At 62.1% G+C, this 22,360-nt stretch carries 24 protein-coding genes and 1 pseudogene; 13 read left to right on the top strand and 12 right to left on the bottom strand.

Annotation, left to right across the window (positions count from 1 at the left end):
* Positions 1-48 precede the first annotated feature (48 nt).
* The 5 genes from C4J85_RS15785 to C4J85_RS15805 all read right to left on the bottom strand — a co-directional run bounded on the left by C4J85_RS15785 (position 49) and on the right by C4J85_RS15805 (position 7,288).
* Entirely contained in the window at positions 49-3,120 is a 3,072-nt protein-coding gene (locus C4J85_RS15785) for an error-prone DNA polymerase (RefSeq protein ID WP_124410159.1), read from the bottom strand.
* Positions 3,121-3,256: 136 nt separating this feature from the next.
* Positions 3,257-4,672 (bottom strand): DNA polymerase Y family protein, encoded by a 1,416-nt coding sequence (locus C4J85_RS15790; RefSeq protein ID WP_124410160.1) that lies wholly within the window; start codon positions 4,670-4,672, stop codon positions 3,257-3,259.
* Positions 4,673-4,679: 7 nt separating this feature from the next.
* Positions 4,680-5,294 carry a translesion DNA synthesis-associated protein ImuA gene (gene imuA, locus C4J85_RS15795; protein ID WP_124363179.1) on the bottom strand — a complete coding sequence of 205 codons (615 nt, stop codon included), beginning with the start codon at positions 5,292-5,294 and terminating at the stop codon, positions 4,680-4,682.
* A complete protein-coding gene (lexA, locus tag C4J85_RS15800) occupies positions 5,294-5,911 on the bottom strand; it encodes a transcriptional repressor LexA (RefSeq protein WP_124367318.1) in 618 nt (205 codons plus the stop codon). The genes imuA and lexA overlap by 1 nt, the downstream gene beginning before the upstream one ends.
* Positions 5,912-6,700: 789 nt before the next feature.
* Positions 6,701-7,288, bottom strand: coding sequence for an NUDIX domain-containing protein (locus C4J85_RS15805; RefSeq protein WP_124410161.1), 588 nt, complete (start codon positions 7,286-7,288; stop codon positions 6,701-6,703).
* A gap of 182 nt (positions 7,289-7,470) precedes the next feature.
* Here C4J85_RS15805 and C4J85_RS15810 point away from each other — a divergent pair, with 182 nt between their 5' ends.
* Positions 7,471-8,397 carry an alpha/beta hydrolase gene (locus C4J85_RS15810; RefSeq protein WP_124410162.1) on the top strand — a complete coding sequence of 309 codons (927 nt, stop codon included), beginning with the start codon at positions 7,471-7,473 and terminating at the stop codon, positions 8,395-8,397.
* A 195-nt stretch (positions 8,398-8,592) separates the two neighbouring features.
* Here C4J85_RS15810 and C4J85_RS15815 read toward each other — a convergent pair whose 3' ends face one another.
* Genes C4J85_RS15815 through C4J85_RS15830 form a run of 4 tightly spaced genes read right to left on the bottom strand, consistent with a single transcriptional unit; the run spans position 8,593 to position 11,177 of the window.
* Positions 8,593-9,750, bottom strand: a complete 1,158-nt coding sequence (locus C4J85_RS15815; RefSeq protein WP_124410163.1) for an alpha-hydroxy acid oxidase — start codon at positions 9,748-9,750, stop codon at positions 8,593-8,595.
* Positions 9,751-9,799: 49 nt separating this feature from the next.
* Positions 9,800-10,537, bottom strand: coding sequence for a DUF72 domain-containing protein (locus C4J85_RS15820; protein ID WP_124410164.1), 738 nt, complete (start codon positions 10,535-10,537; stop codon positions 9,800-9,802).
* Positions 10,534-10,965, bottom strand: a complete 432-nt coding sequence (locus C4J85_RS15825) for a DNA methylase (RefSeq protein ID WP_124410165.1) — start codon at positions 10,963-10,965, stop codon at positions 10,534-10,536. The genes C4J85_RS15820 and C4J85_RS15825 overlap by 4 nt, the downstream gene beginning before the upstream one ends.
* 2 nt (positions 10,966-10,967) lie before the next feature.
* A complete protein-coding gene (locus tag C4J85_RS15830; RefSeq protein WP_124410166.1) occupies positions 10,968-11,177 on the bottom strand; it encodes a hypothetical protein in 210 nt (69 codons plus the stop codon).
* Positions 11,178-11,371: 194 nt separating this feature from the next.
* Here C4J85_RS15830 and C4J85_RS15835 point away from each other — a divergent pair, with 194 nt between their 5' ends.
* Positions 11,372-11,875: a DUF4142 domain-containing protein gene (locus C4J85_RS15835; protein ID WP_124363187.1), complete on the top strand. Its 504-nt coding sequence runs from the start codon at positions 11,372-11,374 to the stop codon at positions 11,873-11,875.
* Between the two features lie 30 nt (positions 11,876-11,905).
* Entirely contained in the window at positions 11,906-12,466 is a 561-nt protein-coding gene (locus C4J85_RS15840; RefSeq protein WP_124410167.1) for a type 1 glutamine amidotransferase domain-containing protein, read from the top strand.
* Positions 12,467-12,530: 64 nt separating this feature from the next.
* Here the strand turns inward: C4J85_RS15840 and C4J85_RS15845 are convergent, their stop codons facing one another.
* The gene (locus tag C4J85_RS15845; RefSeq protein WP_124363189.1) at positions 12,531-12,737 is read right to left on the bottom strand and encodes a hypothetical protein; all 207 of its coding nucleotides are present in this window, start codon (positions 12,735-12,737) and stop codon (positions 12,531-12,533) included.
* 279 nt (positions 12,738-13,016) lie between these two features.
* On the opposite strand from C4J85_RS15845, the gene C4J85_RS15850 reads away from it, so the two are divergent.
* From C4J85_RS15850 to C4J85_RS27720, 4 genes and pseudogenes are all read left to right on the top strand, one after another.
* Positions 13,017-13,493 (top strand): hemerythrin domain-containing protein, encoded by a 477-nt coding sequence (locus C4J85_RS15850; RefSeq protein ID WP_124370981.1) that lies wholly within the window; start codon positions 13,017-13,019, stop codon positions 13,491-13,493.
* Positions 13,494-13,874: 381 nt separating this feature from the next.
* The gene (locus tag C4J85_RS15855; RefSeq protein WP_124370982.1) at positions 13,875-14,483 is read left to right on the top strand and encodes an SCO family protein; all 609 of its coding nucleotides are present in this window, start codon (positions 13,875-13,877) and stop codon (positions 14,481-14,483) included.
* The gene (locus tag C4J85_RS15860) at positions 14,483-14,965 is read left to right on the top strand and encodes a copper chaperone PCu(A)C (RefSeq protein ID WP_124410168.1); all 483 of its coding nucleotides are present in this window, start codon (positions 14,483-14,485) and stop codon (positions 14,963-14,965) included. Before C4J85_RS15855 ends, C4J85_RS15860 begins: the two co-directional genes overlap by 1 nt.
* A pseudogene (locus C4J85_RS27720) lies at positions 14,955-15,164 on the top strand (HIT family protein); the annotation flags it as partial. The gene C4J85_RS15860 and the pseudogene C4J85_RS27720, both read left to right, overlap by 11 nt.
* 98 nt (positions 15,165-15,262) lie before the next feature.
* Here the strand turns inward: C4J85_RS27720 and C4J85_RS15870 are convergent.
* Complete coding sequence (locus tag C4J85_RS15870) at positions 15,263-15,775, bottom strand: GNAT family N-acetyltransferase (RefSeq protein WP_124410169.1); 513 nt, start codon at positions 15,773-15,775, stop codon at positions 15,263-15,265.
* Positions 15,776-15,949: 174 nt separating this feature from the next.
* Here C4J85_RS15870 and C4J85_RS15875 point away from each other — a divergent pair, with 174 nt between their 5' ends.
* Positions 15,950-16,285, top strand: a complete 336-nt coding sequence (locus tag C4J85_RS15875; protein ID WP_124367328.1) for a hypothetical protein — start codon at positions 15,950-15,952, stop codon at positions 16,283-16,285.
* On the opposite strand, the gene C4J85_RS15880 is transcribed toward C4J85_RS15875, so the two are convergent.
* Positions 16,275-17,888: a hybrid sensor histidine kinase/response regulator gene (locus tag C4J85_RS15880; protein WP_124410170.1), complete on the bottom strand. Its 1,614-nt coding sequence runs from the start codon at positions 17,886-17,888 to the stop codon at positions 16,275-16,277. The two genes, C4J85_RS15875 and C4J85_RS15880, sit on opposite strands and share 11 nt — an antisense overlap.
* A gap of 84 nt (positions 17,889-17,972) precedes the next feature.
* On the opposite strand from C4J85_RS15880, the gene C4J85_RS15885 reads away from it, so the two are divergent.
* The 5 genes from C4J85_RS15885 to argE all read left to right on the top strand — a co-directional run bounded on the left by C4J85_RS15885 (position 17,973) and on the right by argE (position 22,250).
* The gene (locus C4J85_RS15885; protein ID WP_124410171.1) at positions 17,973-18,575 is read left to right on the top strand and encodes a response regulator transcription factor; all 603 of its coding nucleotides are present in this window, start codon (positions 17,973-17,975) and stop codon (positions 18,573-18,575) included.
* A 121-nt stretch (positions 18,576-18,696) separates the two neighbouring features.
* Positions 18,697-19,986 (top strand): NAD(P)/FAD-dependent oxidoreductase, encoded by a 1,290-nt coding sequence (locus C4J85_RS15890; protein WP_124410172.1) that lies wholly within the window; start codon positions 18,697-18,699, stop codon positions 19,984-19,986.
* Positions 19,987-20,008: 22 nt separating this feature from the next.
* Entirely contained in the window at positions 20,009-20,419 is a 411-nt protein-coding gene (locus C4J85_RS15895; RefSeq protein ID WP_063030874.1) for a RidA family protein, read from the top strand.
* An 11-nt stretch (positions 20,420-20,430) separates the two neighbouring features.
* Positions 20,431-21,108, top strand: a complete 678-nt coding sequence (locus tag C4J85_RS15900) for a DUF1028 domain-containing protein (RefSeq protein WP_124410173.1) — start codon at positions 20,431-20,433, stop codon at positions 21,106-21,108.
* On the top strand, positions 21,105-22,250 hold the full coding sequence (gene argE, locus C4J85_RS15905; protein WP_124410174.1) for an acetylornithine deacetylase: 1,146 nt from the start codon (positions 21,105-21,107) through the stop codon (positions 22,248-22,250). The genes C4J85_RS15900 and argE overlap by 4 nt, the downstream gene beginning before the upstream one ends.
* The last annotated feature ends 110 nt before the right edge of the window (positions 22,251-22,360 follow it).

The raw sequence follows: 22,360 nt of genomic DNA on the forward strand, positions 1-22,360 counted from the left end.
GATAGATGGTTTCATCTTGGCTAACTTAAGCCGAAGAAACTACTGGCCTCAGTGAAAATCCCGGCTGCGCACCACAATGCCGTCCAGCAGCGGCGTCAGGTCGGTCAGGCGCCCAGCGATCAAATGCCGCACCTCGCCCACCGCCTCCCAGCGCCCGTCCACCTTGAGCAGGCGCGACCCGACCAGGGCCTGGCGCTGACGTTCGGCCAGGTCGCGCCAGACCACCACATTGAGGTTGCCGAATTCATCTTCCAGGGTGACAAAGGTCACGCCGCTGGCGGTGCCCGGGCGTTGGCGCCCGGTGACCAGGCCGGCGACGCTGACATTGCGCCCATGTTCCACAGTCAGCAGCTCCTGGGAACTGCGACAGCGGCGCCTGCGCAGTTCCGCGCGCAGCAGCGTCAGGGGATGCGGCCCAAGCGTGGTGCCGAGCGTGGCGTAATCGGCGTGCAAGTCCTCGCCGACCGTGGGCTGGGGCAACGCCACCGGCGCTTCATCGGGACTCGGCAGGCCGGCAAACAGGCCCAGTTGCGTGTGCACGCCGGCCACTTCCCAGCGCGCCTGGTGGCGGTTACCGGCTAACGCGCGCAAGGCGCCGGCATCCGCCAGCAGCGCTTGGGCGCGCGCATCCAGGCCGGCGCGGGCGTCAAGGTCGGCGATGTCGCTGAAGGCGCGGTGCTGGCGCACGGCCTCGATGCGCCGGCCATCCTCTTCGCGAAACCCGCTGATCATGCGCAGGCCCATGCGGATCGCCGGCTGCTGGCCGTCGATGGGTTCCAGGCTGCAATCCCAGTCGCTGGCCTGCACGTCCACCGGGCGGATCTGCAGGCGATGCCGGCGCGCGTCCTGCAGGATCTGGTCCGGGCTGTAGAAGCCCATCGGCCAGCTGTTGATCAGCGCGCAGGCAAAGGCCGCCGGCTCATGGCATTTGAGCCAGCTACTGGCGTAGGTCAGCAAGGCAAAACTGGCCGCGTGGGACTCGGGAAAACCATAGCTGCCAAAGCCTTTGATCTGCTCGAAAATCTGCGCGGCAAAGGCTTCGGTGTAGCCGTTTTTCAGCATGCCTTCGCGCAGGCGCTTTTGATGCGGTTCCAGGCCGCCGTGACGTTTCCAGGCGGCCATGGAGCGGCGCAACTGGTCGGCCTCGCCAGGGCTGTAGTCGGCGGCGACCATGGCGATCTGCATCACCTGTTCCTGGAACAAGGGGATGCCCAGGGTGCGCTTCAACACCACTTCCAATGCCGGCGACGGATAGGTTTCTTCCTCCTCTTTATTCCTGCGACGCAAATACGGGTGCACCATGCCGCCCTGGATCGGCCCCGGCCGCACGATGGCGACTTCGATCACCAGGTCATAGAAGGTTTGCGGTTTGAGCCTGGGCAGCATCGACATCTGCGCCCGCGATTCGATCTGGAACACGCCGATGGTGTCGGCTTTGCTGATCATCGCGTAGGTGGCCGCATCCTCCTTGGGCATGCCTGCCAGGCTCAAGTCCAGGTTGCGATGGCGGCGCAGCAGATCGAAACAGCGGCGGATCGCGCTGAGCATGCCCAGGGCGAGGATATCCACCTTGAGCAGGCCGACGGCGTCGAGGTCGTCCTTGTCCCACTGAATGATGGTGCGCTCGGCCATGGCGGCGTTCTCCACCGGCACCAGGGTGTCCAGCGGCTGTTCGGAAATCACGAAGCCGCCGGGGTGCTGGGACAAATGCCGAGGAAAGCCGATCAACTGCTGGGTCAAGGTCAAGACGCGGCGCAGCAGTGGGCTGTCCGGGTCGAAGCCGCTTTCACGCAGGCGCTCCAACGGCGGCGCGTCGTCACTCCAACGCCCGCAGCACTCGGCCAACGCGTTGACCTGGTCCGCTGGCAGGCCGAGGGCCTTGGCCACATCCCGCACCGCGCCGGTCGCGTGGTAACTGCTGACCACCGCCGTCAACGCCGCACGTGTGCGGCCATAGCGCTGGAACACGTATTGCAGCACCTCTTCGCGGCGCTCGTGTTCAAAATCCACATCGATATCCGGCGGCTCGTTGCGTTCCCTGGACAGGAAGCGTTCGAACAGCACGTTGCTCAGGCTCGGGTTGATCTCGGTGATGCCCAGGGCAAAACACACCGCCGAGTTGGCCGCCGAGCCACGGCCCTGGCACAGGATCGAACGGCTGCGGGCAAAGCGCACAATGTCGTGCACCGTGAGGAAATAGCTTTCGTAACCCAACTCGCTGATCAGCTCCAGCTCGGTGTTGATCTGCTTCAGGGTCTTGGCATCGATGCCGTCGGGCCAGCGCTGGGCGATGCCTTCTTTGGTGAGGGTGCGCAGCCAGGATTCGGCGTCATGGCCTGCGGGCACCAGCTCGCGTGGGTAGTGGTAACGCAACTGGCCGAGGTCGAAACTGCAGCGCCGCGCGATGACGAGGGTTTCATCGAGCAAGGCTTGCGGGTACAGCGCGGCCAGGGCGTCGAGACTGCGCAGGTGCCGCTCGCCATTGGGATGCAAATGCAGGCCGGCTTCGGCCACCGGTACGTGATGGCGGATGGCGGTCATGGTGTCTTGCAGGGCGCGGCGCCCACGCGCATGCATGTGCACATCACCGCAGGCGACGGCCGGGATTTTCAGGCTGGCCGCCAGCTGCAGGCGTTGCTCCAGATGCCGTGCATCGTCCTGCCCGCAGTGCAAGTGCACCGCCAGCCACAGGCGCTCGGCGAAGGTACAGCGCAGCCACTGGATGCTGGCTTGGGTGTCGCTGTCCTGCGCCACCCACAACGCCAGCAGGCCGGGCAGCGGTTGCTCGAAGTCTTCCTGCAGCAGGCGATAGCTGCCCTTTTCGGCGCGGCGGCGGGCCAGGGTGATCAACCGGCACAGGTGCTGGTAACCGCTCAGGTTTTCCACCAGCAGCACCAGTTTCGGCCCGTTCTCGATGCGCACTTCGCTGCCGATAATCAGCGGCAACTCCAGCGCTTTCGCCGCCTGCCAGGCGCGCACGATGCCCGACAGGGTGCATTCGTCGGTGATCGCCAGGGCGCTGTAGCCTTGGCGTTTAGCCCGCTCGAAGAGTTCCAGCGCACTGGAGGCACCGCGCTGGAAGCTGAAGTTGGACAGGCAATGCAGCTCGGCGTAATTCATGCCTGCCCCGCCCCTGTAGGAGCGAGCTTGCTCGCGAAAAGCCCAAGGGCGCCGCATTCATTCTGGTGCCCCGCGTTATCGTTAACCACCTTCGCGAGCAAGCTCGCTCCTACAGAGGGTGGCGACCTATGGGCTTTCATGCAAACCAGCCTTGCAGCCACAGGCCATCCTGTTGCCCCACCGTGCGGTAGGCCCAGCCTTGCTGACCGGCGCGGGTCTGGATGAGGTAATAGTCGCGGCGGATATCGGCGCCATCCCACCAGCCGGATTCGATGCGTTCCGGGCCCATCAGGATCTGTACGCCCTGCTCGGCCAGCAAGGTCGGTTGGTTCAACAACCAGCCAGGGCGCCGGACCTTGTTCAGGCTCGGGCATGGGTGGTTGTCGACGGTGGCTTGCCAGGCGCATTCAGGGCGATGGTCGGCGTGGAAACGCAGGCCCTGCACCGCCTCATCGCCCAGGCGCGCGCGCAGGCGTTCGCGCAATTGCTCCCAGGGCAAGGACTGTTGCGGACGGTCGTCGAACAGGTCCTGGCGCTGCGGCACGAATACCGGCAAGTCCTGGGCCACCAGGCGAAACCCGCGCACCGGTGCAGTGACTTGCACCTGCTCCAATCGCCCCCGGGCCAGTTCGAACAGCATCGAAGGCTCGCGCTCGGCGCTCAGCAGGCCGACCTTGATCACACTGTCCGCTGCCTGGGCATGTTCCAGGTGCAGGTCGAAACGCTGCACGCCGCTGTCTCGCCCGCACAGGAAGGCGGCCAGGTCGGCGGTCAGACGGCGCAGGGGGAACAGCAGCGCCTGGTGGGATTGCACATCGAAATTCAACTCGATACGGACATCGAACTGGTCCGGCGGCTGATAGAAACCCAGGGCCAACGGCCGCTGCCCGCTCAGGGCGTCGAGGTGCTTGAGCAGGCTGGCGTCAAAGCGCCGCGCCAGGGTGTGCCGGGGCAGCGCTTGCACTTGGGCCAACGTGCGCAGGCCCATGCGCGACAACGCGGTGGCGGCCTGCGGATCAATCCCGGCGCGGTCGACCGGCAACGGCGCCAGGGCCTGCATCAAGGCGCTGTCGTCGGCCACCGCCAGGCCATCGTAACGGTTGGCCAACACCCGTGCCGCCGCCGGGTTGGGCGCGGCAACGATGCGGTGACGGAAGCCCAGCTCGGTCAACTCTTTGCGCAAACGCGCCTCGAACTGCGGCCAGGGCCCGAACAGGCCCAGGCTCGACTCGATCTCGAACAGCAAGGCGCGTGGGTAATACACGCTGACCTGGGAACTGAAGCGGTAGGCCCAGGCGGCGAGAAACTGCTGCCAACGCTCGATTTCCAGCGGGTCGTACTCGGCACAGGCGAAGGTCTTGGCCAGCGCATGCGCCGCCGTCAGCGACTGGCCGGGGCGCAACCCCAGAGCGCGGGCGGCGGCATTGACGGTTTGCAGCACGCGCCGCTGCGGCGTACCGGCCAGCAGTGCCAGCGGTTGGTCGGGCTCGGGATGGGCCCGCAGCACCCCGTCCAGCGCCAATTGCGGGAAGACAATACAGACCCAGCGCATGGCAACCTCAATGCCCCGCCAGGGCAATCGGCGCCGGATGGGCCAGGCCGCCCCGGCATTTGAGCACGCGCACTTGCGCAGGCCTTGCCTCGACCGCCAGGCGCAAAGCGGCCGGCGATGGGTTGATCGCTTCACTCAAGGCGCGCCAGGCAAACGCCAGGGTCTGCCCGGTTTCTGCGGCCACCTGCAAACGGCGCAAGGCACGGTCATCGGCCTTGCGCGGCCAACACAACACCGCGCCACAACTGCCGGAGCGCAGGCATTGCTCCACCGCCCACAGCGCGTCACGCTCCTGGGCCTGGATCACCGCGAGCTGGCGCACATCCACCCCGGCGTTCTGCCAGGCATGGGGATACGGCGTGTAGGGCGGTGCCACCAGCACAATACGTTCGCCCATCGCCGACAAGCGCGCCAGGGTTGGCAGCACCAGTTGCAGCTCGCCCACACCGTCCTTGGCCATCAGGATTTCACTCAAGGCCGCCTCCGGCCAGCCGCCGCTGGGCAGCACCGCATCCAGCGCCGCAAGCCCGGTGGGATGCACACTGGCCGGTGGCGCGGCGGGCCGACCCTTCCAGACTCGCCCGCCATTGAACAGCGAGTCCAGGGCAACCACGGCGCCCATCAGCCTTGCCTCACCAGGCCGCAGAACACCCCTTCGATGGCCAGGTCCTGATCGACCCCGACCACGATGGGTTGATACGCCGGGTTGCGCGGCAGCAGGCGCACCTTGTCGCCATGGCGCTCGAAACGCTTGATGGTGACTTCACCGTCCAGGCGCGCCACCACAATTTGCCCGTTCAAGGCCTCGGCACTGCGCCGCACGCCCACCAGGTCACCATCGAGAATGCCGTCTTCGATCATCGAATCGCCCTGCACGCGCAGCAGGTAGTCCGGGGTCTTGGCGAAGGTGGCGGGGTCCAGCTGCAGGCGATTGTGCACTTCGGCATCCGCGCCGATGGGCAGACCTGCGGCCACACGGCCGAGCACCGGGATGTCCAGCCATTCCGGGCGCGGCGGTTGGTTGAGCAGGCGAATACCCCGGGCCTGGTTGGGGTTGACCTCGATAAAGCCGGCTTCGGTCAGGGCCACCACATGCTTGCGGGCGACGCTGCGCGAGGCAAAGCCGAACGCCTCGGCGATCTCGGCGAGGCTCGGAGGCTGACCTTGCTGCGCGATGCGCTCGCGGATGAAGGTCAGGATGGCGGTACGGCGGGGGGTCAGGGTCGTCATGGAGTACATTTGTACTCTTGTGGGAAATTTCTGACAATAGCCGTCAGTCGGCGGTGACCCACTGATACACCTCGGTCCAAATGTGGGAGGGGCGGTGCGACGATTCGACTTGCCCTCGATGACCATGGGTATCTACACAACTGTGTAACAGCTTACGGTAACCACGATGCGAAGCGAGTCGCTCTTGATCTTGCTCTTGATCTTAAGCGCCCCGTTAAACCACGCTGGCCGCAATTCGACAGTGATTTGGGGGGTAAACCGGCAGGGATGCCGGTTTAGCCGCCCCGCGCCATGGATGGCGCGTGGCGGCGGCCCCCCAAATCACTGTCGGATTACGGGCACACCGAGCCTAGGCGAGGTGCCGAGTGGTGGGGCAAGAGCGTTTTGCTTACTTTTGCGCTTTTCAAAAGTGAGACGCCGTAAGGGCGGAACCCTAAGCCGCCGCTACCGCAGCAACGGATATGTACTCGCCTTGATCCAACATCCTGGTCGGCTGTCAGGCCGCCATCGGGGGCAAGCCCTAATGCCAGTCAGTTAAGGCTTTTTGTAGGAACGAGGCGGGCGGCTAGCCCTTGCTCGCGAAAAACTCACAGGCACCGCGTTCATTCAGAAAGCACGCGTTATCGTTGACGTTTTTCGCGAGCAAGCTCGCTCCTACAGACGGCGGTGTACGCTTAACTGACTGGCATTAGGGCAAGCCCCCTCCCACATTTGGATCGCGCGGCATCAGTCAGATAGCTATAGGCCGCCACGGGAGCAAGCCCCCTCCCCACCTTTTGATCTTCATGCTCGATCGAGCTACCACCGCTCTTTCAACATGCGCAGTTCCAAATGCTGCAGCAGCATGATGGTCTTGCCATCCACGATTTCCCCACTGGCCACCATCCCCAGCGCCTGCTCGAACCCCAGCTCCAGCACTTCGATATCCTCGCCCTCCTCCGCCAGGCCGCCGCCAGCCCCAACCCGGTCGCCCGGCTGGTATTCACCGATAAAAAAGTGAATCCGCTCGGTCACCGACCCCGGGCTCATGAACGCCGCATAGATTTTCTCGACATGCCCCACGCGGTAGCCAGTTTCTTCCTCGGCCTCCAGGCGGATGCGCTCTTCGGGGCTGGCGTTGTCAAGCAACCCGGCCGCCGCTTCGATCAGGTAGCCGGCGTAATCGTTGACAAACGTGGGCATGCGGAACTGGCGGATCAACAGCACCGTGCGCTGCTCGCGGTTGTACAACAGGATGGTCGCACCGTTGCCCCGGTCGTACACCTCGCGGGTCTGGGCTTGCCAACTGCCGTCACGGCGGCGCAGCTCGAAGCTGTATTTCTTCAGGAGGTACCAGTTGTCCGAAAGGGTTTCTTCGGCGGTGATGCGCACGGGGCTGTTGTCCATGGTCGGGCCTTTGCTCAAAGAAACGGAGCATCGCGTGCAGGTCATGCAGCGTCAAGCCGGTCGCCCCGCTGCATCGCTGCAACACTTTGCAAGCAATCCTGGGTCACGGCCGTCGCATTAATTTCTCCCCCTCCCGGCTCATCTGGTACAACCCGTGCTTCGCCCTTTGTAATGGAACCTTCATGTCATCTCGTTCTATGCCCCGCCGGGGCCTGCGCTGGCTGGCGCTGCTGTGCATGGCCGTGTTGATCGTCGGCCTGCCGGTGGGCTGCGCCGTGCTGCAACACAAGGAGCGCGAACTGGTATTTCGCATCGAGCCGGGCACCGCAGGCTGGTACACCGGGCTGCCCAACGCCGTACAGGAGTTCGATATCAAGCCCGCCGCTTTCAAAGCCGGCCAGAATATTCATGGCTGGTGGTACCCGGCCGCGCAGAAAGATGCGCCCGCCATCCTCTACTTGCACGGCGTACGCTGGAACCTCACCGGCCAGCTGTTTCGCATCGAACAATTGCACGCCATGGGCTTTTCGGTGTTGGCCATCGACTATCGCGGTTTTGGCAAAAGCCAGGGCGACCTGCCTTCGGAAACCACGGTGTATGAAGACGCACGCATCGCCTGGGAGCGCTTCCAGACCTTGCAACCCGACCCCGGAAAACGCCTGCTCTACGGGCATTCCCTGGGTGGCGCAGTGGCCATCGACCTCGCCGCAGAGCTGAGCAAACAGGTACCGCTGCCGGTGCGCGGGCTGGTGATCGAATCCACGTTCACTTCCCTGGGAGATGTTGCCACGGCGGTTGCCAATACCTCGTTGCCGGTACGCTGGTTGCTCTCGCAGAAATTCGACTCCATCGACAAGATGGCCGATATCCATATGCCCTTATTGGTGGTGCATGGCCTCGATGACCGCTACGTGCCATCGCGTTTCAGCCAGCAATTATTTGAAGCCGCCCAGGAGCCCAAGCGGCTGTTACTGGTGCCGGGTGCCAGTCATAACAACAGCATGAGCCTGGCCGGGCGCGATTATGGCCAGGCGCTGCACAAGCTGATGCAAACGAGCATGCCTTCACCGCTGGTCACGCACTCCACAGGCCGCGTGGGCGACTCATAAATGCGCTTTTCGGCACTGGGTTCGCTCAGGCCTGTCAAGCGCAAACCCTGGCCATATTGGCCCCCATTGAAAGTTGATCAAATATTGACCGCAGGTTAAATCGCCAACGCTGCCGGGCCCTTGCAAAGTTATCCACAGAGATACCCACGGTTTTCGTGGACAACTCTTTTTACTTTTTCAGGTTTTTTTTGCGCATCACGCGCCGTCAGGAAACGTGCCAGGCAGCAAGATCTCGCGATTCACCTCGCGTATATCGTTATAGCCACACAGTGCCATCGACACATCCAACTCACGGGCGATGATCTCGAGCGCTTTTGTCACGCCCGCTTCGCCCATCGCCCCCAAGCCATACAGGTGCGGGCGCCCGATCATGGTGCCCTTGGCGCCCAGCGCCATGGCCTTGAGTACATCCTGGCCGGAGCGGATACCCCCGTCGAGCCACACTTCAATCCGCTTGCCCACCGCCTCGACAATCGCTGGCAGCTGGCTGATGCTCGACGGCGCGCCATCCAGCTGGCGGCCGCCGTGGTTGCTGACCACCAACGCATCGGCGCCGGTATTGGCCGCCAGGCGCGCGTCCTCCACATCGAGGATGCCCTTGATGATCAGCTTGCCGCCCCAGCACTTTTTGATCCACTCCACATCGTCCCAGCTCAGGCGCGGGTCGAACTGCTGGGCGGTCCACGCCGACAGCGAACGCATATCGGCCACCCCCGTCACATGCCCGACGATATTGCCGAAGCCACGTCGCTGGGTGCCCAGCATGCCCATCACCCAACGCGGCTTGGTCATCATGTTGAGGATGTTCGGCAGGGTCAGCCTGGGCGGCGCGGACAGGCCGTTGATCAGGTCCTTGTGGCGCTGCCCGAGGATCTGCAGGTCCAGCGTCAACACCAATGCATCAACGCCAGCCGCCTTGGCCCGTTCGATCAAACGCTCGATAAACCCACGGTCGCGCATCACATACAACTGGAACCAGAAGGGCTGGCCGACGTGCTCGGCGATGTCTTCCAGCGAACAGATGCTCATGGTCGACAAGGTATAGCGCAGGCCAAACGCCGCAGCGGCGCGGGCGGTGAGAATCTCGCCATCGGCGTGCTGCATGCCCGCCAGGCCGGTGGGTGCCAGGGCTACCGGCATGGTCATGTCCTGGCCGATCATACTGGCGCGAATCGAACGCTCATCGATATTGCGTGCCACGCGTTGGCGGAACTTGATCCGGGCAAAGTCGCTTTCATTGGCCCGGTAGGTGCTCTCAGTCCAGGAGCCGGAATCGGCGTAGTCGTAGAACATCCCCGGGACACGTTTTTGCGCAAGCTTGCGTAAGTCTTCGATGGTTGTGATCAACGACATCGGGTCACAAAGAGTACCCGGCCCTCGCCCAGCTAACCAGCCGTTGCGTTTATAAGCCTTGCCAAGCGTCGAGGTGCGGGTAGACGTCGAGCAGGTCGAGGGCATCGGCGACCGCATGGCCGCTGGCGGTATTGTCGAAAATGCACCAGGTGGGAATGCCCTCTTCAATCGACTGGCGCAGCAACCGCGCATACGCCTGCACCCGCTCGTGCCCATAGGCGCTGTGATAAATCCGCGGCGAGCCATGCAGACGCCAATAACGCACGCCGTGCCAGGCATCACCGGCAGCGATCACCGCAGGGTCGGCGCTGACCCAACCGATTTCGAGCGACTGCAACAAAGCCCCAGCCGCGAGCCAACTGGCATGGCGCGGTTCCAGCACCACGGTACCGGCAAACCGTTGGCGCAGCGCCTCGAAAAAAGCGCCGGCAACTAACGGCTCATACCTCAGGGACGGCGGCAGCTGCACCAACAGGCAACCCAGCTTCTCGTCCAGTTGCAGGCATTGCGCGAGAAACTCATCCAAGACAGTGCCACACTCCTGCAAGCGCAGTTCGTGGGTGATCCGCTTGGGCATCTTGACGGAAAAACGGAACCCCGCAGGCACCGACTCGCGCCAACGTTCGTAGGTTTTCGGCAGGTGAGGTCGATAAAACGAGCTGTTGATTTCCACCGCGTTGAAACGCGAGGCATAGCGCTGTAAATGCGTGCCCTGCTCAGCGAACGCCGGCCAATGCTCGCGGGGCAAGCTCCAGCCGGCGCAGCCCACATACAGAGGTGCTGTCAAAACAACACCGTGGCGGCATCGCGCATGAAAATCTCGATGGTCTTGGGGCCGACACCCTCGAACTCACCCAAGCGTTTTTCGAACGCCTGGCGGTTATCGCTGGCCTCAAGCATGCGGGTGATCTTGCCGCTGTACTCGGCGTTGAGTTTCGCACTCAGGTCCAACAGGCGCTGCGCAGTGGTTTCGTCGTAGCGCACGTAATGCGCGCGCCCCAACATCGCCACCAGCTCCCGCGACGTGCAGTGTCGCAACTTGCGCGGGGTGTCGCGGCCCTCCTCTTCAACGATCACCTTGTAGGCTTGCGCGGCAATGGGCGCCTGAATGCGCTTGCCCATCAGGAAACTGGCGATAAACCACTTGAACAGGCTGCTGTCATCGTCAGGCTTGAGCACGATGCCCAACTCGGCCGCGCTGATGGAACGGGCCATGCTCACTGCCCCTTGCTGAGCTTCTCGTTGATCGCATCCGTCTGGCGCTCGATATCCTTGATCGAGGTCGGCGTCACGACTTTGTCGATGGTTTCGGTCTTGGGGTTCGGACGTTCCAGGGTTTGCCCCTTGGCGCCGTCGGCATGGCCTTTTTGCGCGTCTTCGGAACTGATGGGTGCGGGGGTTTTATCGGTGGGCGTGTGATCGGTCACAGTGCTATCTCCTGGTAAACGGCCACCCACAGCGGCAGCCTTATGCAGCAGAACCCTGGGAATTTGGATTAGTTCAAGGAAATTGCCCGCTTGGCCGTTGGGTCAATTCACGCAAAAAAAATTTAAACCTTTTGCGCAGGGCGCGGCTCAACACTGATGTAACGGCATCACGCCATTTCCCAAGGAGAGACACCATGACGACTCGACTGATGAAACAAATGGGCCTGACATTCGCGCTGGTTGCGGGCTCGATTTCCACCGCGATGGCCGCCACGTCCAACGACTTTGTCGACAATGCCGCCGAGGGTGGTATCACCGAAGTGGAAGCCGGCAAGCTGGCCCTGGAAAAAAGCAGCTCGGCAGACGTGAAAACTTTTGCCCAACATATGATTACTGACCACACCAAGGCCAATCAGGAACTGATGGCCCTGGCGAAAAAACTCGACATCGAAGTACCGGATGACGCCGCCCTGACCGACAAGGCGAAGAAAGCCATCCTGGAAATGCGCGATGAATCGTTCGACAAGGCGTACGCCAACAACCAAGTCGACGCCCATCAAAAAACCGTCGACCTGTTCAAGAAGGAAGCTGAGTCCTCGGACAATGCCGAGTTGAAGGCCTTCGCCACCAAGACTCTGCCAACCCTGGAAGCACACCTGAAAATGGCCAAGGAGCTGCAAGCCAAACACGCCCATTAATCCATCCATGACCCAAGGAGACACTCGACCATGAGTTCGCAACTCAACGGCAAGCACATCCTCGTCATCACCTCCAACACCGGCATCGAGCGTGACGAACTGCTCAAGCCCCTGCAAACCCTGCGCGGTTACGGCGCGACGGTAACGCACGCTTCCAGCAAAGGCGGCACCACCCAGACCTTTGTCGGCGATACGGAAAAGGACCAGACCGTGGAGTCCGACGTGCAACTGTCGGACGTGGTCGGCGGCAACTTCGATGCGCTGGTCATTCCCGGCGGCACCGTGAATGCCGACACCCTGCGCCAGGACGCCGCCGCGCTGCGCTTGATCAATGAGTTCGCCCAGGCCGGCAAGACCATCGCGGCGATCTGCCACGGCCCGTGGGCGTTGATCGACGCCGGCGTGGTCAAAGGCAAGACCCTCACCGCGTATAAAAGCGTGCGTATCGACCTGGAAAACGCCGGTGCCGCCGGCGTGGTCGATGCCCAGGTGCAGGAATGCAAAGCCAATGGCTGGACCTTGATCACTTCGCGCACGCCGGACGATCTGCCGGCGTTCAATGAAGCGATTGCCAAGGCAGTCGCGGGCTGATCTTTAGGCCGCAACCAAAACAGGCGCCCCATGGGGCGCCTGTTTTTTTTATCGCTGAATGCTTTTAGTTTTTGCGCTCTTGCGCCATCTCCCGCTTGGGCCCGAACATCGCCCAGGCGATCAGCCCCAGCAGCGGTACGAAGACCAGCACCACCACCCACAACCCCTTGGTTTCCCAGCCCCCAGTGCTGCGCAATACGATATTGATCGCCCACAGTTCCAACAGCAGCAGAATCACCGCCAGTACGATCCAGATATAGTTTATTTCCATGCTTCACCTCCTGATGTCTAAGGCTTAGGTCAAGCAGAAGCGCCAAGGGTTCCATTGGATTTTTTCAACCGGAAGCTGGGCCGACGCGGTAAATGTGCGTTGTGCAATCCCGGCAACGACCGATCATGCAAGCTGCACGACAGCGAAACGCTAGCTTGACGCTATATATATGATTTTTAAGACAATTTATTTTGCGTAAAAGTTGGTACGCGTAATGCAATCTTCTGACTCACGAGGCGTGCGTTTCGACATGCCCGACTACTACCCGTGAGGTTCCACATGAATGCCATCGACCTTCTCAAAGCCGACCATGAACGCGTCAAGACCCTGCTGACCCAACTGAGCGAATCCACCGAGCGCGGGGTGAAAAAACGCACCGAGTTGCTGGCCAAGCTGGAGATGGAAATTACCCTGCATACCAAGCTGGAAGAAGAAATCCTCTACCCGGCTTTCAGGGAAGCCGGCGGCAAGGAACAGGACATCATGTACCACGAAGCCAAGGAAGAGCACCGCACTGTCGATTCACTGGTGCTGCCTGACCTGAAGCAGACCGATCCGTCTTCCACCGAGTTTTCCGGCCGCGTCAAAGTGGTCAAGGAACTGCTGGAACACCATATCGAAGAAGAAGAAACCGAGATGTTTCCCCAGGCCAAGAAACTGCTGGGCAAGGCGAAGCTGGACGAGCTGGGCGCGCAAATGGAAGCGATGAAAGCAACTTACAAGAAATCTTTGGCGAGTAAGCCATTGGCCGCGTGATCCCCTGTTTTCAAGCCCTTCCCTGATTTTGCGGTAGCGACAGGCCTGCTCACAGGCCCTGTCGCGTTCCATCGCAACTGAAAAATCATGAATATGATCGCGACGGTAACGGCGCTGCACTCGAGCAGGCAAAGTAGTTCGGGATGTTACTGGAACACCGGTCAGCCAACCCTTTATCGGAAACCGAGACGCCCCTTTTCATGCGCCGCCGCTACTACCGAACCCGCAAAAGGACGCAGCGCAATGCTGCCCTGTGGCAGAACGTCGCAGATTACGCGCGGTGGCCAAGGTTGGTAGACTCTGCACCCTTCTCGTTACTCCTTTTCAAAGCCGGGTGGGCCGCTGCACAGCCATTCAGGCGTTTCACAGGACGCACAGTTGATGAGTACGTTATTCACCCGTCGCAAAGTGCTGACCGGCATGGGCCTGTTAGGCCTGGGCAGCCTGCTGGGCGGCTGTGACTACAGCCCCAAGCTGAATTTCAAGTACGGCAAGGACCTCAGTGACAAGATCATGGGGCGCACCTTCAAGCTCAAGAACACCGCCGGCGAAACCGTCACCCTCAGCTCGTACCGTGGCCTGATGCCCGTGGTGTTCTTCGGCTTCACCCAATGCCCGGCGGTCTGCCCGACCACGCTGGCACGCGCCGCCCAGGCCAAGAAACTGATGGGCCGCGACGGTGAAATCATGCAAGTGGTGTTCATCACCCTGGACCCCGAGCGCGACACCCCCGAGATTCTCGACAAATACGTCAAGGCCTTCGACCCAAGTTTCGAAGCCCTCTACGGCACCCCGCAGGAAATCGCCGTGGCCGCCAAGGAGTTCGGGATCTTTTATGAAAAGATCCCCGCCGGCGACACCTACACCCTGTCCCACACCGCCACCAGCTTCGTATTCGACACCCGTGGCAACCTGCGCCTTGGCTTGCAGGCGTCCCTTACCGCTAAAGAGTGCGCAGAAGACCTGCTCACCGTCATGGAGGTCTGCTAATGACTGCCGTTCAACACCTCAAGCGTCTCACCCTCGGCCTCACCCTGCTCGGCCTCGCCGCCCACGCCAGCGCCCAGGTGCAAGTGACCGACGCCTGGGTCCGCGCCACCGTGCCGGGCCAGCCCTCCAGCGGCGCGTTCATGACCGTCACCGCCGACAGCGACAGCCAGTTGCTGCGCGTGGCGTCGCCCGTGGCCAAGGACGTGCAGATCCATGAAATGAGCATGAAGGACGACGTAATGCGCATGGGCCCGGTGAACTCGGTGGCGCTGCCCGCCGGCAGAGCCGTGACCCTCGACCCGAATGGCTACCACGTGATGCTGATGGGCCTGACCGGCCAGATCAAGGAAGGCGACCAGGTGCCGCTGACCCTGACGGTAAAAGATGCCAAGGGCGCTGAGCAAAGCATTGAAGTGAAGGCTGCTGCGCGGGGTGTTGACGGGATGGACCACAGCCAGATGGACCACAGCAAGATGCATTGAGGCTCGAACCCGGCCGTGGCTGTATATCAGCCGCTACGGGCATATGCCTGGATTCGCGCTGCACTTTCATTTCATCCCTGTCTATGACTGGGTAGACCAAGCGTTCTGGCAGGATGAACGCTATCGCATACTGCACAATTTCGGCTCGCAAGCACAGGCCAAAACCCTGACCGATGGGGCTGAACTGACGCTGTTTGTAAAGATCGTTCCCACGCTCCCGCGTGGGAATGCAGCCCGTGACGCTCTGCGTCACCTGAGCGCAGTGGCTGGCAGGACGGTGATCGACGGAGCAGGCGATTACGTAACCAGGCACTCGCTTTGGTCGCCTGCCGCACTGGAATTCTGCGCAAGCTTTTTCACCATCGGCACACACGCCAACACCAGTCCCGCTGGCGAGCGATACACCGCCTGCTCATGCCCCACATACCCGCACGCTCTATAAAAGCTCACCGCGTTCAACGTCGAGTCAAGCACCACCTCTGCAACCGCCCGCTGCCGCGCAACGTCTTCCAGGTGGTCAAGCATCGCCTTGCCATAACCGCGCCCGGTGAATGCGGACCGTACGAACAACGCCCCGAGTTCATTGTTGGCCAGGTCAAGCATGCCCGTGACGACGGCTTCACCGTTCACCCAACCCATGTAGAACAATTTTTCCATCAATGTGCTGTAACCGTCGCTTGCGCGACCTCGGGTCCAGAGCGCCATTTGCTCAGCGCTGTAGGCGCCGATGCACTGGCTGCGGATGGCCTCGCGACGAATCTCAAACGCCCTGTCAGCGTCGTCTGGTGTGGCTCGTTTTATCTCCAGCACAGCGCTCCCCTTCTCCAGGATTCAAACTGCCATTAGCCCATTTGTGCTAATCGACCCACATCTCCCCCAGCGCTATATTCCTCGGCACTTCCAACGCCAACCAACACCACGTATTCAGCGCGTGAGGCGCCGTTGCGCATTGGAAAAACCATAACAACCCAAGGAAGAAGCACCATGAAACTCCATTCCCCCGTTACTCGTCTCGCCCTGCTTGGCGCACTGATCATCGGCGTCGCCGGTTGCAGCAATATCAAACCCACCGAAGACCATCTCAAGACGCTGTCGGAGACCAACTTGGGTGAACCCGTGAAGCGTATTGCCAATGTGCGCAGCGACTCCATGACAACCTATTACATCGCGAGCACCGCGTCCGGTGACTATAACTGCGTGCTCTCAACCGGCGTGGGTGGCGCACTGCATGCAGTCGGCAGCTTTGGCCTGATAAAGCCTGCCGCTTTCTGCCAACCCAAAGGGGCACGTGGCAACGCGCTGACCCCATTTATGCAGTAATTTGTTCCCGACTGAGCTCACGCAGGGTGCCGCGCAATTGCGCAGGTCGTACCGGTTTGGACAGGATCGCGATCTGACGATCGTGCAACGCGGCCTGGATTTTCTCCACGTCGTGCCCGGTGAGGATCAGCGCCGGCACCGCCCAACCGCGTTGCCGGCGCAGATGGTCGATGCATTCGATGCCGGTAGCATGATTGCCCAGGTCGTAGTCAGCGACGATGATGTCGCAGTCGCTGACCAGATCATGCCCTGATGACTCTGCCTGCACCTGGCAGCCCCAGCGCTCCAGCAAGGCCTGGGTAGCGAGCAATACGTTGTAGTCATCTTCCACCAGACAGACTTTCAAACCCGTCAGCAGCCCAGCCTGGCGCGCCTCATCGCGCGGTGCCGGCTGACGTGGCGCGGAGACTGGCGTCAGGCCGTACAGGCTGACCGAAGTGCCATGTCCCACCCGCGAGCGCAGACTTACCTGCAGGTCCATCAAGCGTCCCAGGCGCTTGACGATCGACAGCCCCAGCCCCACGCCTTCGACGTCTTTGTCGCGCACGTGGCGCACCCGATAAAATTCTTCGAAGACCTTTGACAGATGCTCCTCGGCAATTCCCCGCCCACGGTCATGAATCTCCACCGCCAAACCACCGCCACGCCTGCGCACGCCGATCAACACCGGCCGTTGCGCACCGTATTTGAAGCAATTGGACAGCACGTTTTGCACCATGGTCGCCAACAACGCCGGATCCACCTGCACCCAGTGCGCGCACGGGCGCAACTGCAAGTGCACCCCGGCCCAGCGCGCCGCTTCGGCGTTCTGGCGCACCAGGTCAGCAAGGAACTCCCCCAGATCGATCACCTGGTACTTGGGCAGGAGCCGACCGTTATCGAGGGTGTAGAGGTCAAGAATCGAGCGGAACAGCTGCGACACGTTGAGCAACGAACGGTCGATATTGTCCACCAATCGCCGCTCTTCATCGCCCAGCCGGGCTTCACGCAGGCAGGCGGTGAACAGGCCGATGGAGTGGATCGGCTGACGCAGGTCATGACTGGCCTGGGCCAGGAAGCGGGACTTTTCCAGGTTGGCGGCGATGGCTTCTTCGGAGGCCTTGCGCGTGCGCTCCAGCAGTATGTGCGCGTAGACCGGGATCACCGTGCTGGTGATCATCAGCATCAGCACCATGAACGGCTGCGCCTGCCACCACGGCGTAAGCCGGTACACCACCAGCAGCGCCAGCAACGCCAGCCCGGTGGCAATCGCCAGGTAACGCGAGCCGTAACGCATGCCATTGCCCAAGTTGACCCACACCATCACCGCATACAGCGGCAACGCCGCTTCACCACCCACGACCAGGCCGAATGAGGTGCCAGTGTAATCATGCAGCATGCCGAAAATCCGCCGCGCAGGGTAATGCCCCGGCCAGCGCGCAATCACCTGGCGCAGAGCGATGGACGCGAGCAGGAACACGAAAATGTACAGAATTACCGGCAGATAGGTGTCCAGCGAATGCCCGGGCAAAAAACCCAGCACGCCGATATACACAATGGCGATCGCGGCCACCATGATGCGCAGGTTGGCCTGGTCGAGTTCGGAGTTGGTCTCAAGACTCATAGTCATATCCTTGACATGCCCTTTGCGGGCGCGGTGGTAAAGTAACATGCCTCAGCACAGCCATGCCCCAGGAAGGAGCCCACCATGACCGACAGGATCATCATCGCCGACGACCATCCGATGTTTCGCGAAGGCATGGCGCGCACCGTACAGCGCCTGATACCCGAGGCCGTGGTACAGGAAGCCGGCACCCTGGATGACGTGCATGGATTGCTGCTTGACCCCAACGACATCGACACGCTGATCCTCGACCTGCGCTTCCCCGGCCTGACCTGCATGAGCCAGCTCGCCGACCTGCGCCGACAACTGCGGCGCACCACGCTGGTGGTCGTGTCGATGGTGGATGACCCGGCGCTGATCGAACAGGTGATGAACCTGGGCGTCGACGGTTTTATCGGCAAGAACATCGCCCCCGACGAGATCGGCCAGGCGCTGTTGGCGATCCGTGAAGGTGAAGTGTTGGTCAAGTTCGCCCCCTCGGGCCTGTTGCCCCTCGACATTCACACGCTTACCGCCCGCCAGCGAGAAGTGCTGCGCCTGATCGCCGAGGGCAAGACCAACAAGGAAATCGCCAAGGCCCTGGCGATCTCGCCGTTTACCGTGCGCATTCATGTGTCGTCGTTGCTGCGCAGTTTGAAGGTGCCGTCGCGGGCTGCGGCGGCGGTGAAATATTACGGCGAACTCTGACGCTGCATCCGATATTTATGCTCACTCCCAAGCTTAATAATATTTTATTAAAAACCACCCTCCCCCTAGCCTTGAAGCCATGCCCACGTTGAATCCAACTGCATGACGCAAGGACAGACACATGACTCAAGCAATAACAAAAACCGACACCCTGGTGGTCGGCGCCGGCCAGGCCGGCGTGGCCATGAGCGAGCATTTGAGCAAGCACGGCGTGCCGCACATGGTGCTGGAGCGCAGTCGTATCGCCGAGCGTTGGCGCACCGGGCGCTGGGATTCACTGGTAGCCAACGGGCCGGCCTGGCATGACCGTTTTCCCGGCCTGGAATTCGATGATGTGGCCCCCGATGGCTTTGCGCCGAAGGAGCGCGTGGCGGACTACTTTGAAGCCTATGCGCGCAAGTTCAATGCGCCGATTCGTACGGGCGTGGAGGTGACGTCGGTGGTGCGCAATGAAGGCCGTCCAGGCTTTACCGTACACACCAGCCAAGGCGTGATCGAAGCCAACCGCGTGGTGGCCGCCACCGGGCCGTTTCAGAAGTCGGTGATTCCGGCGATTGCACCGATAGATACCGCGCTGCATCAGCTGCATTCCGCCGATTATCGCAACCCGGCGCAACTGCCGGCGGGCGCCGTGCTGGTGGTAGGTGCGGGCTCTTCCGGCGTACAAATCGCCGATGAACTGCAACGTTCCGGTCGTCAGGTGTACCTGTCGGTCGGCGCCCATGACCGGCCGCCTCGGGCTTATCGCAACCGGGATTTCTGCTGGTGGCTGGGAGTGCTGGGCGAGTGGGACCAGGCCGCGATGAAACCCGGCCGCGAGCATGTGACCATCGCGGTGAGCGGCGCCCACGGCGGCAAGACCATCGACTTTCGGGAACTGGCCCAGCAAGGCATGACCCTGGTCGGTCTCACCCAAGCGTTTAACGGCAACGTCGCCACGTTCCAACCGAACCTGGTAGAGAATCTGGCCCGTGGCGATGAGAACTACCTGGCCCTGCTGGATGCGGCCGATGCCTACATCGAGCGCAACGGCCTCGACTTGCCGCTTGAGCCTGAAGCCCGCCGCGTATTCCCGGATGCCGACTGCATCAAGCATCCGATCCTGGAACTTGACCTTGCCCAGGCCGGCATCACTTCGATCATCTGGGCCACCGGGTTTGCCGTGGACTACAGCTGGCTCAAGGTCGACGCATTCGACGCAGCCGGCAAGCCCCGGCACCAGCGCGGCGTAGCCAGCGAAGCCGGGATTTATTTCCTGGGGCTGCCGTGGCAGTCGCGCCGTGGCTCGTCGTTTATCTGGGGCGTGTGGCACGACGCCAAGTACGTGGCCGACCATATCGCCATTCAGCGTCAATACCTTGAGTACCGCGAAGCCGCCCCAGTGGCTCGCCCCTCCCCTGTCAGCGCCTGATCCCTTTGCCGGAGTTTTTTTGATGCCTACTCATACTCGCATCCGCATGTTCAACACCAAAGAAACCTACCCCAACCAAAGCCTGGACAACGACCTGTGCCAAGCCGTACGTGCCGGTAATACCGTGTATGTGCGCGGCCAGGTGGGCACCGATTTCGACGGCAACCTGATCGGCCTGGGCGACCCGCGTGCCCAGGCCGAACAAGCCATGCGCAACGTCAAGCAACTGCTTGAGGAAGCGGGCTCCGATCTGTCGCATATCGTCAAGACCACCACCTACCTGATCGACCCGCGCTACCGCGAACCGGTGTATCAAGAAGTCGGCAAGTGGCTCAAGGGCGTGTTCCCGATCTCCACCGGGCTGGTGGTTTCAGCGCTGGGCCAGCCGCAGTGGCTGATGGAAATCGATGTGATCGCGGTTATTCCAGAGTAAGGAGACTAGCCATGACCTTTTCAATCGTGGGTCGCTGCGCGGAGACCGGCCAGCTGGGCATCGCCATCAGTTCCTCGAGCATCGCCGTGGGCGCGCGTTGCCCATGGCTGCGGCCGGGTGTAGGTGCGGTCGCCACCCAGAACATCACGCTACCGGCCCTTGGCCCGCAAGTGCTCGACTGCCTGGAGCAAGGCCTCACGCCGGCGGATGCCGTCGACACAGCCCTGACGCGCAACGGCTACAGCCAATACCGCCAGCTGACCGCAATTGATCACCTGGGCCGCAGCGTGCATTTCAGCGGCAGCGAAACCCTCGGCACCCACAACGCCGTGTCGGGCGAGCAATGCGTGGCGGCGGGGAATATGCTCGCCGACCGAGGGGTGATCGAGGCAATGGTCAGCGCCTTCGAACACGGCGAAGGCCAGTTGGCGGACCGCTTGCTCGCGGCAATGCATGCCGCCATCGGCGCCGGTGGCGAAGCCGGCCCGGTGCATTCCGCCGCGCTGGTGGTGGTGGGTGAGCTGACCTGGCCGATCATCAACCTGCGCGTGGACTGGGCCGATGAAGCCCCCATCGGTCAATTGCAAACACTGTGGGACGCCTACCGTCCGCAAATGCAGGACTACATCGACCGCGCCCTTGCCCCTGATCGCTCCCCAGGCTATGGCGTGGCCGGAGACGAGCGATGAGCCGCAGCCGCGAGTTGTTGCAGACGCTGGTGGGGTTCGATACCACCAGCCGCGAGTCCAACCTGCAGTTGATCGAGTTCGTGCGCGACTACCTGGAGGGGTTCGGCGTGGCCAGCGAGCTGATCTACAACGCGTCGCGCAGCAAGGCTAACCTGTTTGCCAGCGTCGGCCCGGTGGAATTGCCCGGCATCGTGTTGTCGGGGCATACCGATGTGGTGCCGGTGGATGGACAGCCCTGGACGCTGCCGCCGTTTCAACTGACCGAGCGTGACGGCAAGCTGTACGGGCGTGGCACCGCCGACATGAAAGGCTACATCGCCTGCGTGCTGGCGCTGGTGCCGGAGTTGGTCGAGGCGCGGTTGCGCCTGCCGGTACACATCGCCCTGTCTTACGACGAAGAAGTCGGCTGCCTCGGGGTACGCTCGCTGCTCGACGTGTTGGCGCAACGTCCGGTGAAGCCGATGCTGTGCATTATTGGCGAACCGACCGAGCTCAAACCGGTGCTCGGCCACAAGGGCAAGCTGGCGATGCGCTGCGATGTGCAGGGCGAGGCGTGCCACTCGGCGTATGCACCGTCCGGCGTGAATGCGATCGAGCATGCCGCCGAGTTGATCGGCGAACTGGGGCGCATTGGCCAACGCTTGCGTGAGCACCAGGACCCTCGCTTCGATCCGCCGTTCAGCACCGTGCAAACCGGCGTGATCAGCGGCGGCAAGGCCCTGAATATCGTGCCCGCCGACTGCCGGTTTGATTTCGAAGTACGCGCCCTGCCCTCGACGGATCCCGGTGAAGTGGCGCACGAACTGCACACCTACGCCATGCAGCAGGTACTGCCGCGCATGCAGGCCGTGAGCACGCAGAGTTCGATCCGGTTCACCGAGTTGTCCGCCTACCCGGGCTTGGTCACCGATGAGCACAGCCATGCCGCGCAATTGATTGCGGCGTTTTGCGGCTCCAGTGAGTTTGGCACCGTGGCATTTGGCACTGAGGGTGGGCTGTTTGATGCAGCGGGTATTCCCACCGTGGTGTGCGGGCCAGGCAGCATGGACCAGGGGCACAAGCCGGATGAGTTTGTGAGCGTGGAGCAGCTCAGCGGCTGCGACGCAATGCTGAAGCGGATGCTGGACTCGCTACGCATGTGAATACACCACAAATCAAATGTGGGAGGGGCAAGCCCTAAGTTAAGGCTTTTTGTAGGAGCGAGCTTGCTCGCGAAAAACTCACAGGCACCGCGTTTATTCAGGAAGCACGC

The organism is Pseudomonas sp. R4-34-07 (assembly GCF_003852375.1).
GTDB lineage: Bacteria > Pseudomonadota > Gammaproteobacteria > Pseudomonadales > Pseudomonadaceae > Aquipseudomonas.

Coding starts and splice junctions, on each gene's coding strand:
- C4J85_RS15785 (WP_124410159.1), bottom strand. CDS start 3,120: ATGAATTACGCCGAGCTGCATTGCCTGTCCAACTTCAGCTTCCAGCGC.
- C4J85_RS15790 (WP_124410160.1), bottom strand. CDS start 4,672: ATGCGCTGGGTCTGTATTGTCTTCCCGCAATTGGCGCTGGACGGGGTG.
- imuA (WP_124363179.1), bottom strand. CDS start 5,294: ATGGGCGCCGTGGTTGCCCTGGACTCGCTGTTCAATGGCGGGCGAGTC.
- lexA (WP_124367318.1), bottom strand. CDS start 5,911: ATGTACTCCATGACGACCCTGACCCCCCGCCGTACCGCCATCCTGACC.
- C4J85_RS15805 (WP_124410161.1), bottom strand. CDS start 7,288: ATGGACAACAGCCCCGTGCGCATCACCGCCGAAGAAACCCTTTCGGAC.
- C4J85_RS15810 (WP_124410162.1), top strand. CDS start 7,471: ATGTCATCTCGTTCTATGCCCCGCCGGGGCCTGCGCTGGCTGGCGCTG.
- C4J85_RS15815 (WP_124410163.1), bottom strand. CDS start 9,750: ATGTCGTTGATCACAACCATCGAAGACTTACGCAAGCTTGCGCAAAAA.
- C4J85_RS15825 (WP_124410165.1), bottom strand. CDS start 10,965: ATGGCCCGTTCCATCAGCGCGGCCGAGTTGGGCATCGTGCTCAAGCCT.
- C4J85_RS15835 (WP_124363187.1), top strand. CDS start 11,372: ATGACGACTCGACTGATGAAACAAATGGGCCTGACATTCGCGCTGGTT.
- C4J85_RS15840 (WP_124410167.1), top strand. CDS start 11,906: ATGAGTTCGCAACTCAACGGCAAGCACATCCTCGTCATCACCTCCAAC.
- C4J85_RS15845 (WP_124363189.1), bottom strand. CDS start 12,737: ATGGAAATAAACTATATCTGGATCGTACTGGCGGTGATTCTGCTGCTG.
- C4J85_RS15850 (WP_124370981.1), top strand. CDS start 13,017: ATGAATGCCATCGACCTTCTCAAAGCCGACCATGAACGCGTCAAGACC.
- C4J85_RS15855 (WP_124370982.1), top strand. CDS start 13,875: ATGAGTACGTTATTCACCCGTCGCAAAGTGCTGACCGGCATGGGCCTG.
- C4J85_RS15860 (WP_124410168.1), top strand. CDS start 14,483: ATGACTGCCGTTCAACACCTCAAGCGTCTCACCCTCGGCCTCACCCTG.
- C4J85_RS15875 (WP_124367328.1), top strand. CDS start 15,950: ATGAAACTCCATTCCCCCGTTACTCGTCTCGCCCTGCTTGGCGCACTG.
- C4J85_RS15880 (WP_124410170.1), bottom strand. CDS start 17,888: ATGAGTCTTGAGACCAACTCCGAACTCGACCAGGCCAACCTGCGCATC.
- C4J85_RS15885 (WP_124410171.1), top strand. CDS start 17,973: ATGACCGACAGGATCATCATCGCCGACGACCATCCGATGTTTCGCGAA.
- C4J85_RS15890 (WP_124410172.1), top strand. CDS start 18,697: ATGACTCAAGCAATAACAAAAACCGACACCCTGGTGGTCGGCGCCGGC.
- C4J85_RS15895 (WP_063030874.1), top strand. CDS start 20,009: ATGCCTACTCATACTCGCATCCGCATGTTCAACACCAAAGAAACCTAC.
- C4J85_RS15900 (WP_124410173.1), top strand. CDS start 20,431: ATGACCTTTTCAATCGTGGGTCGCTGCGCGGAGACCGGCCAGCTGGGC.
- argE (WP_124410174.1), top strand. CDS start 21,105: ATGAGCCGCAGCCGCGAGTTGTTGCAGACGCTGGTGGGGTTCGATACC.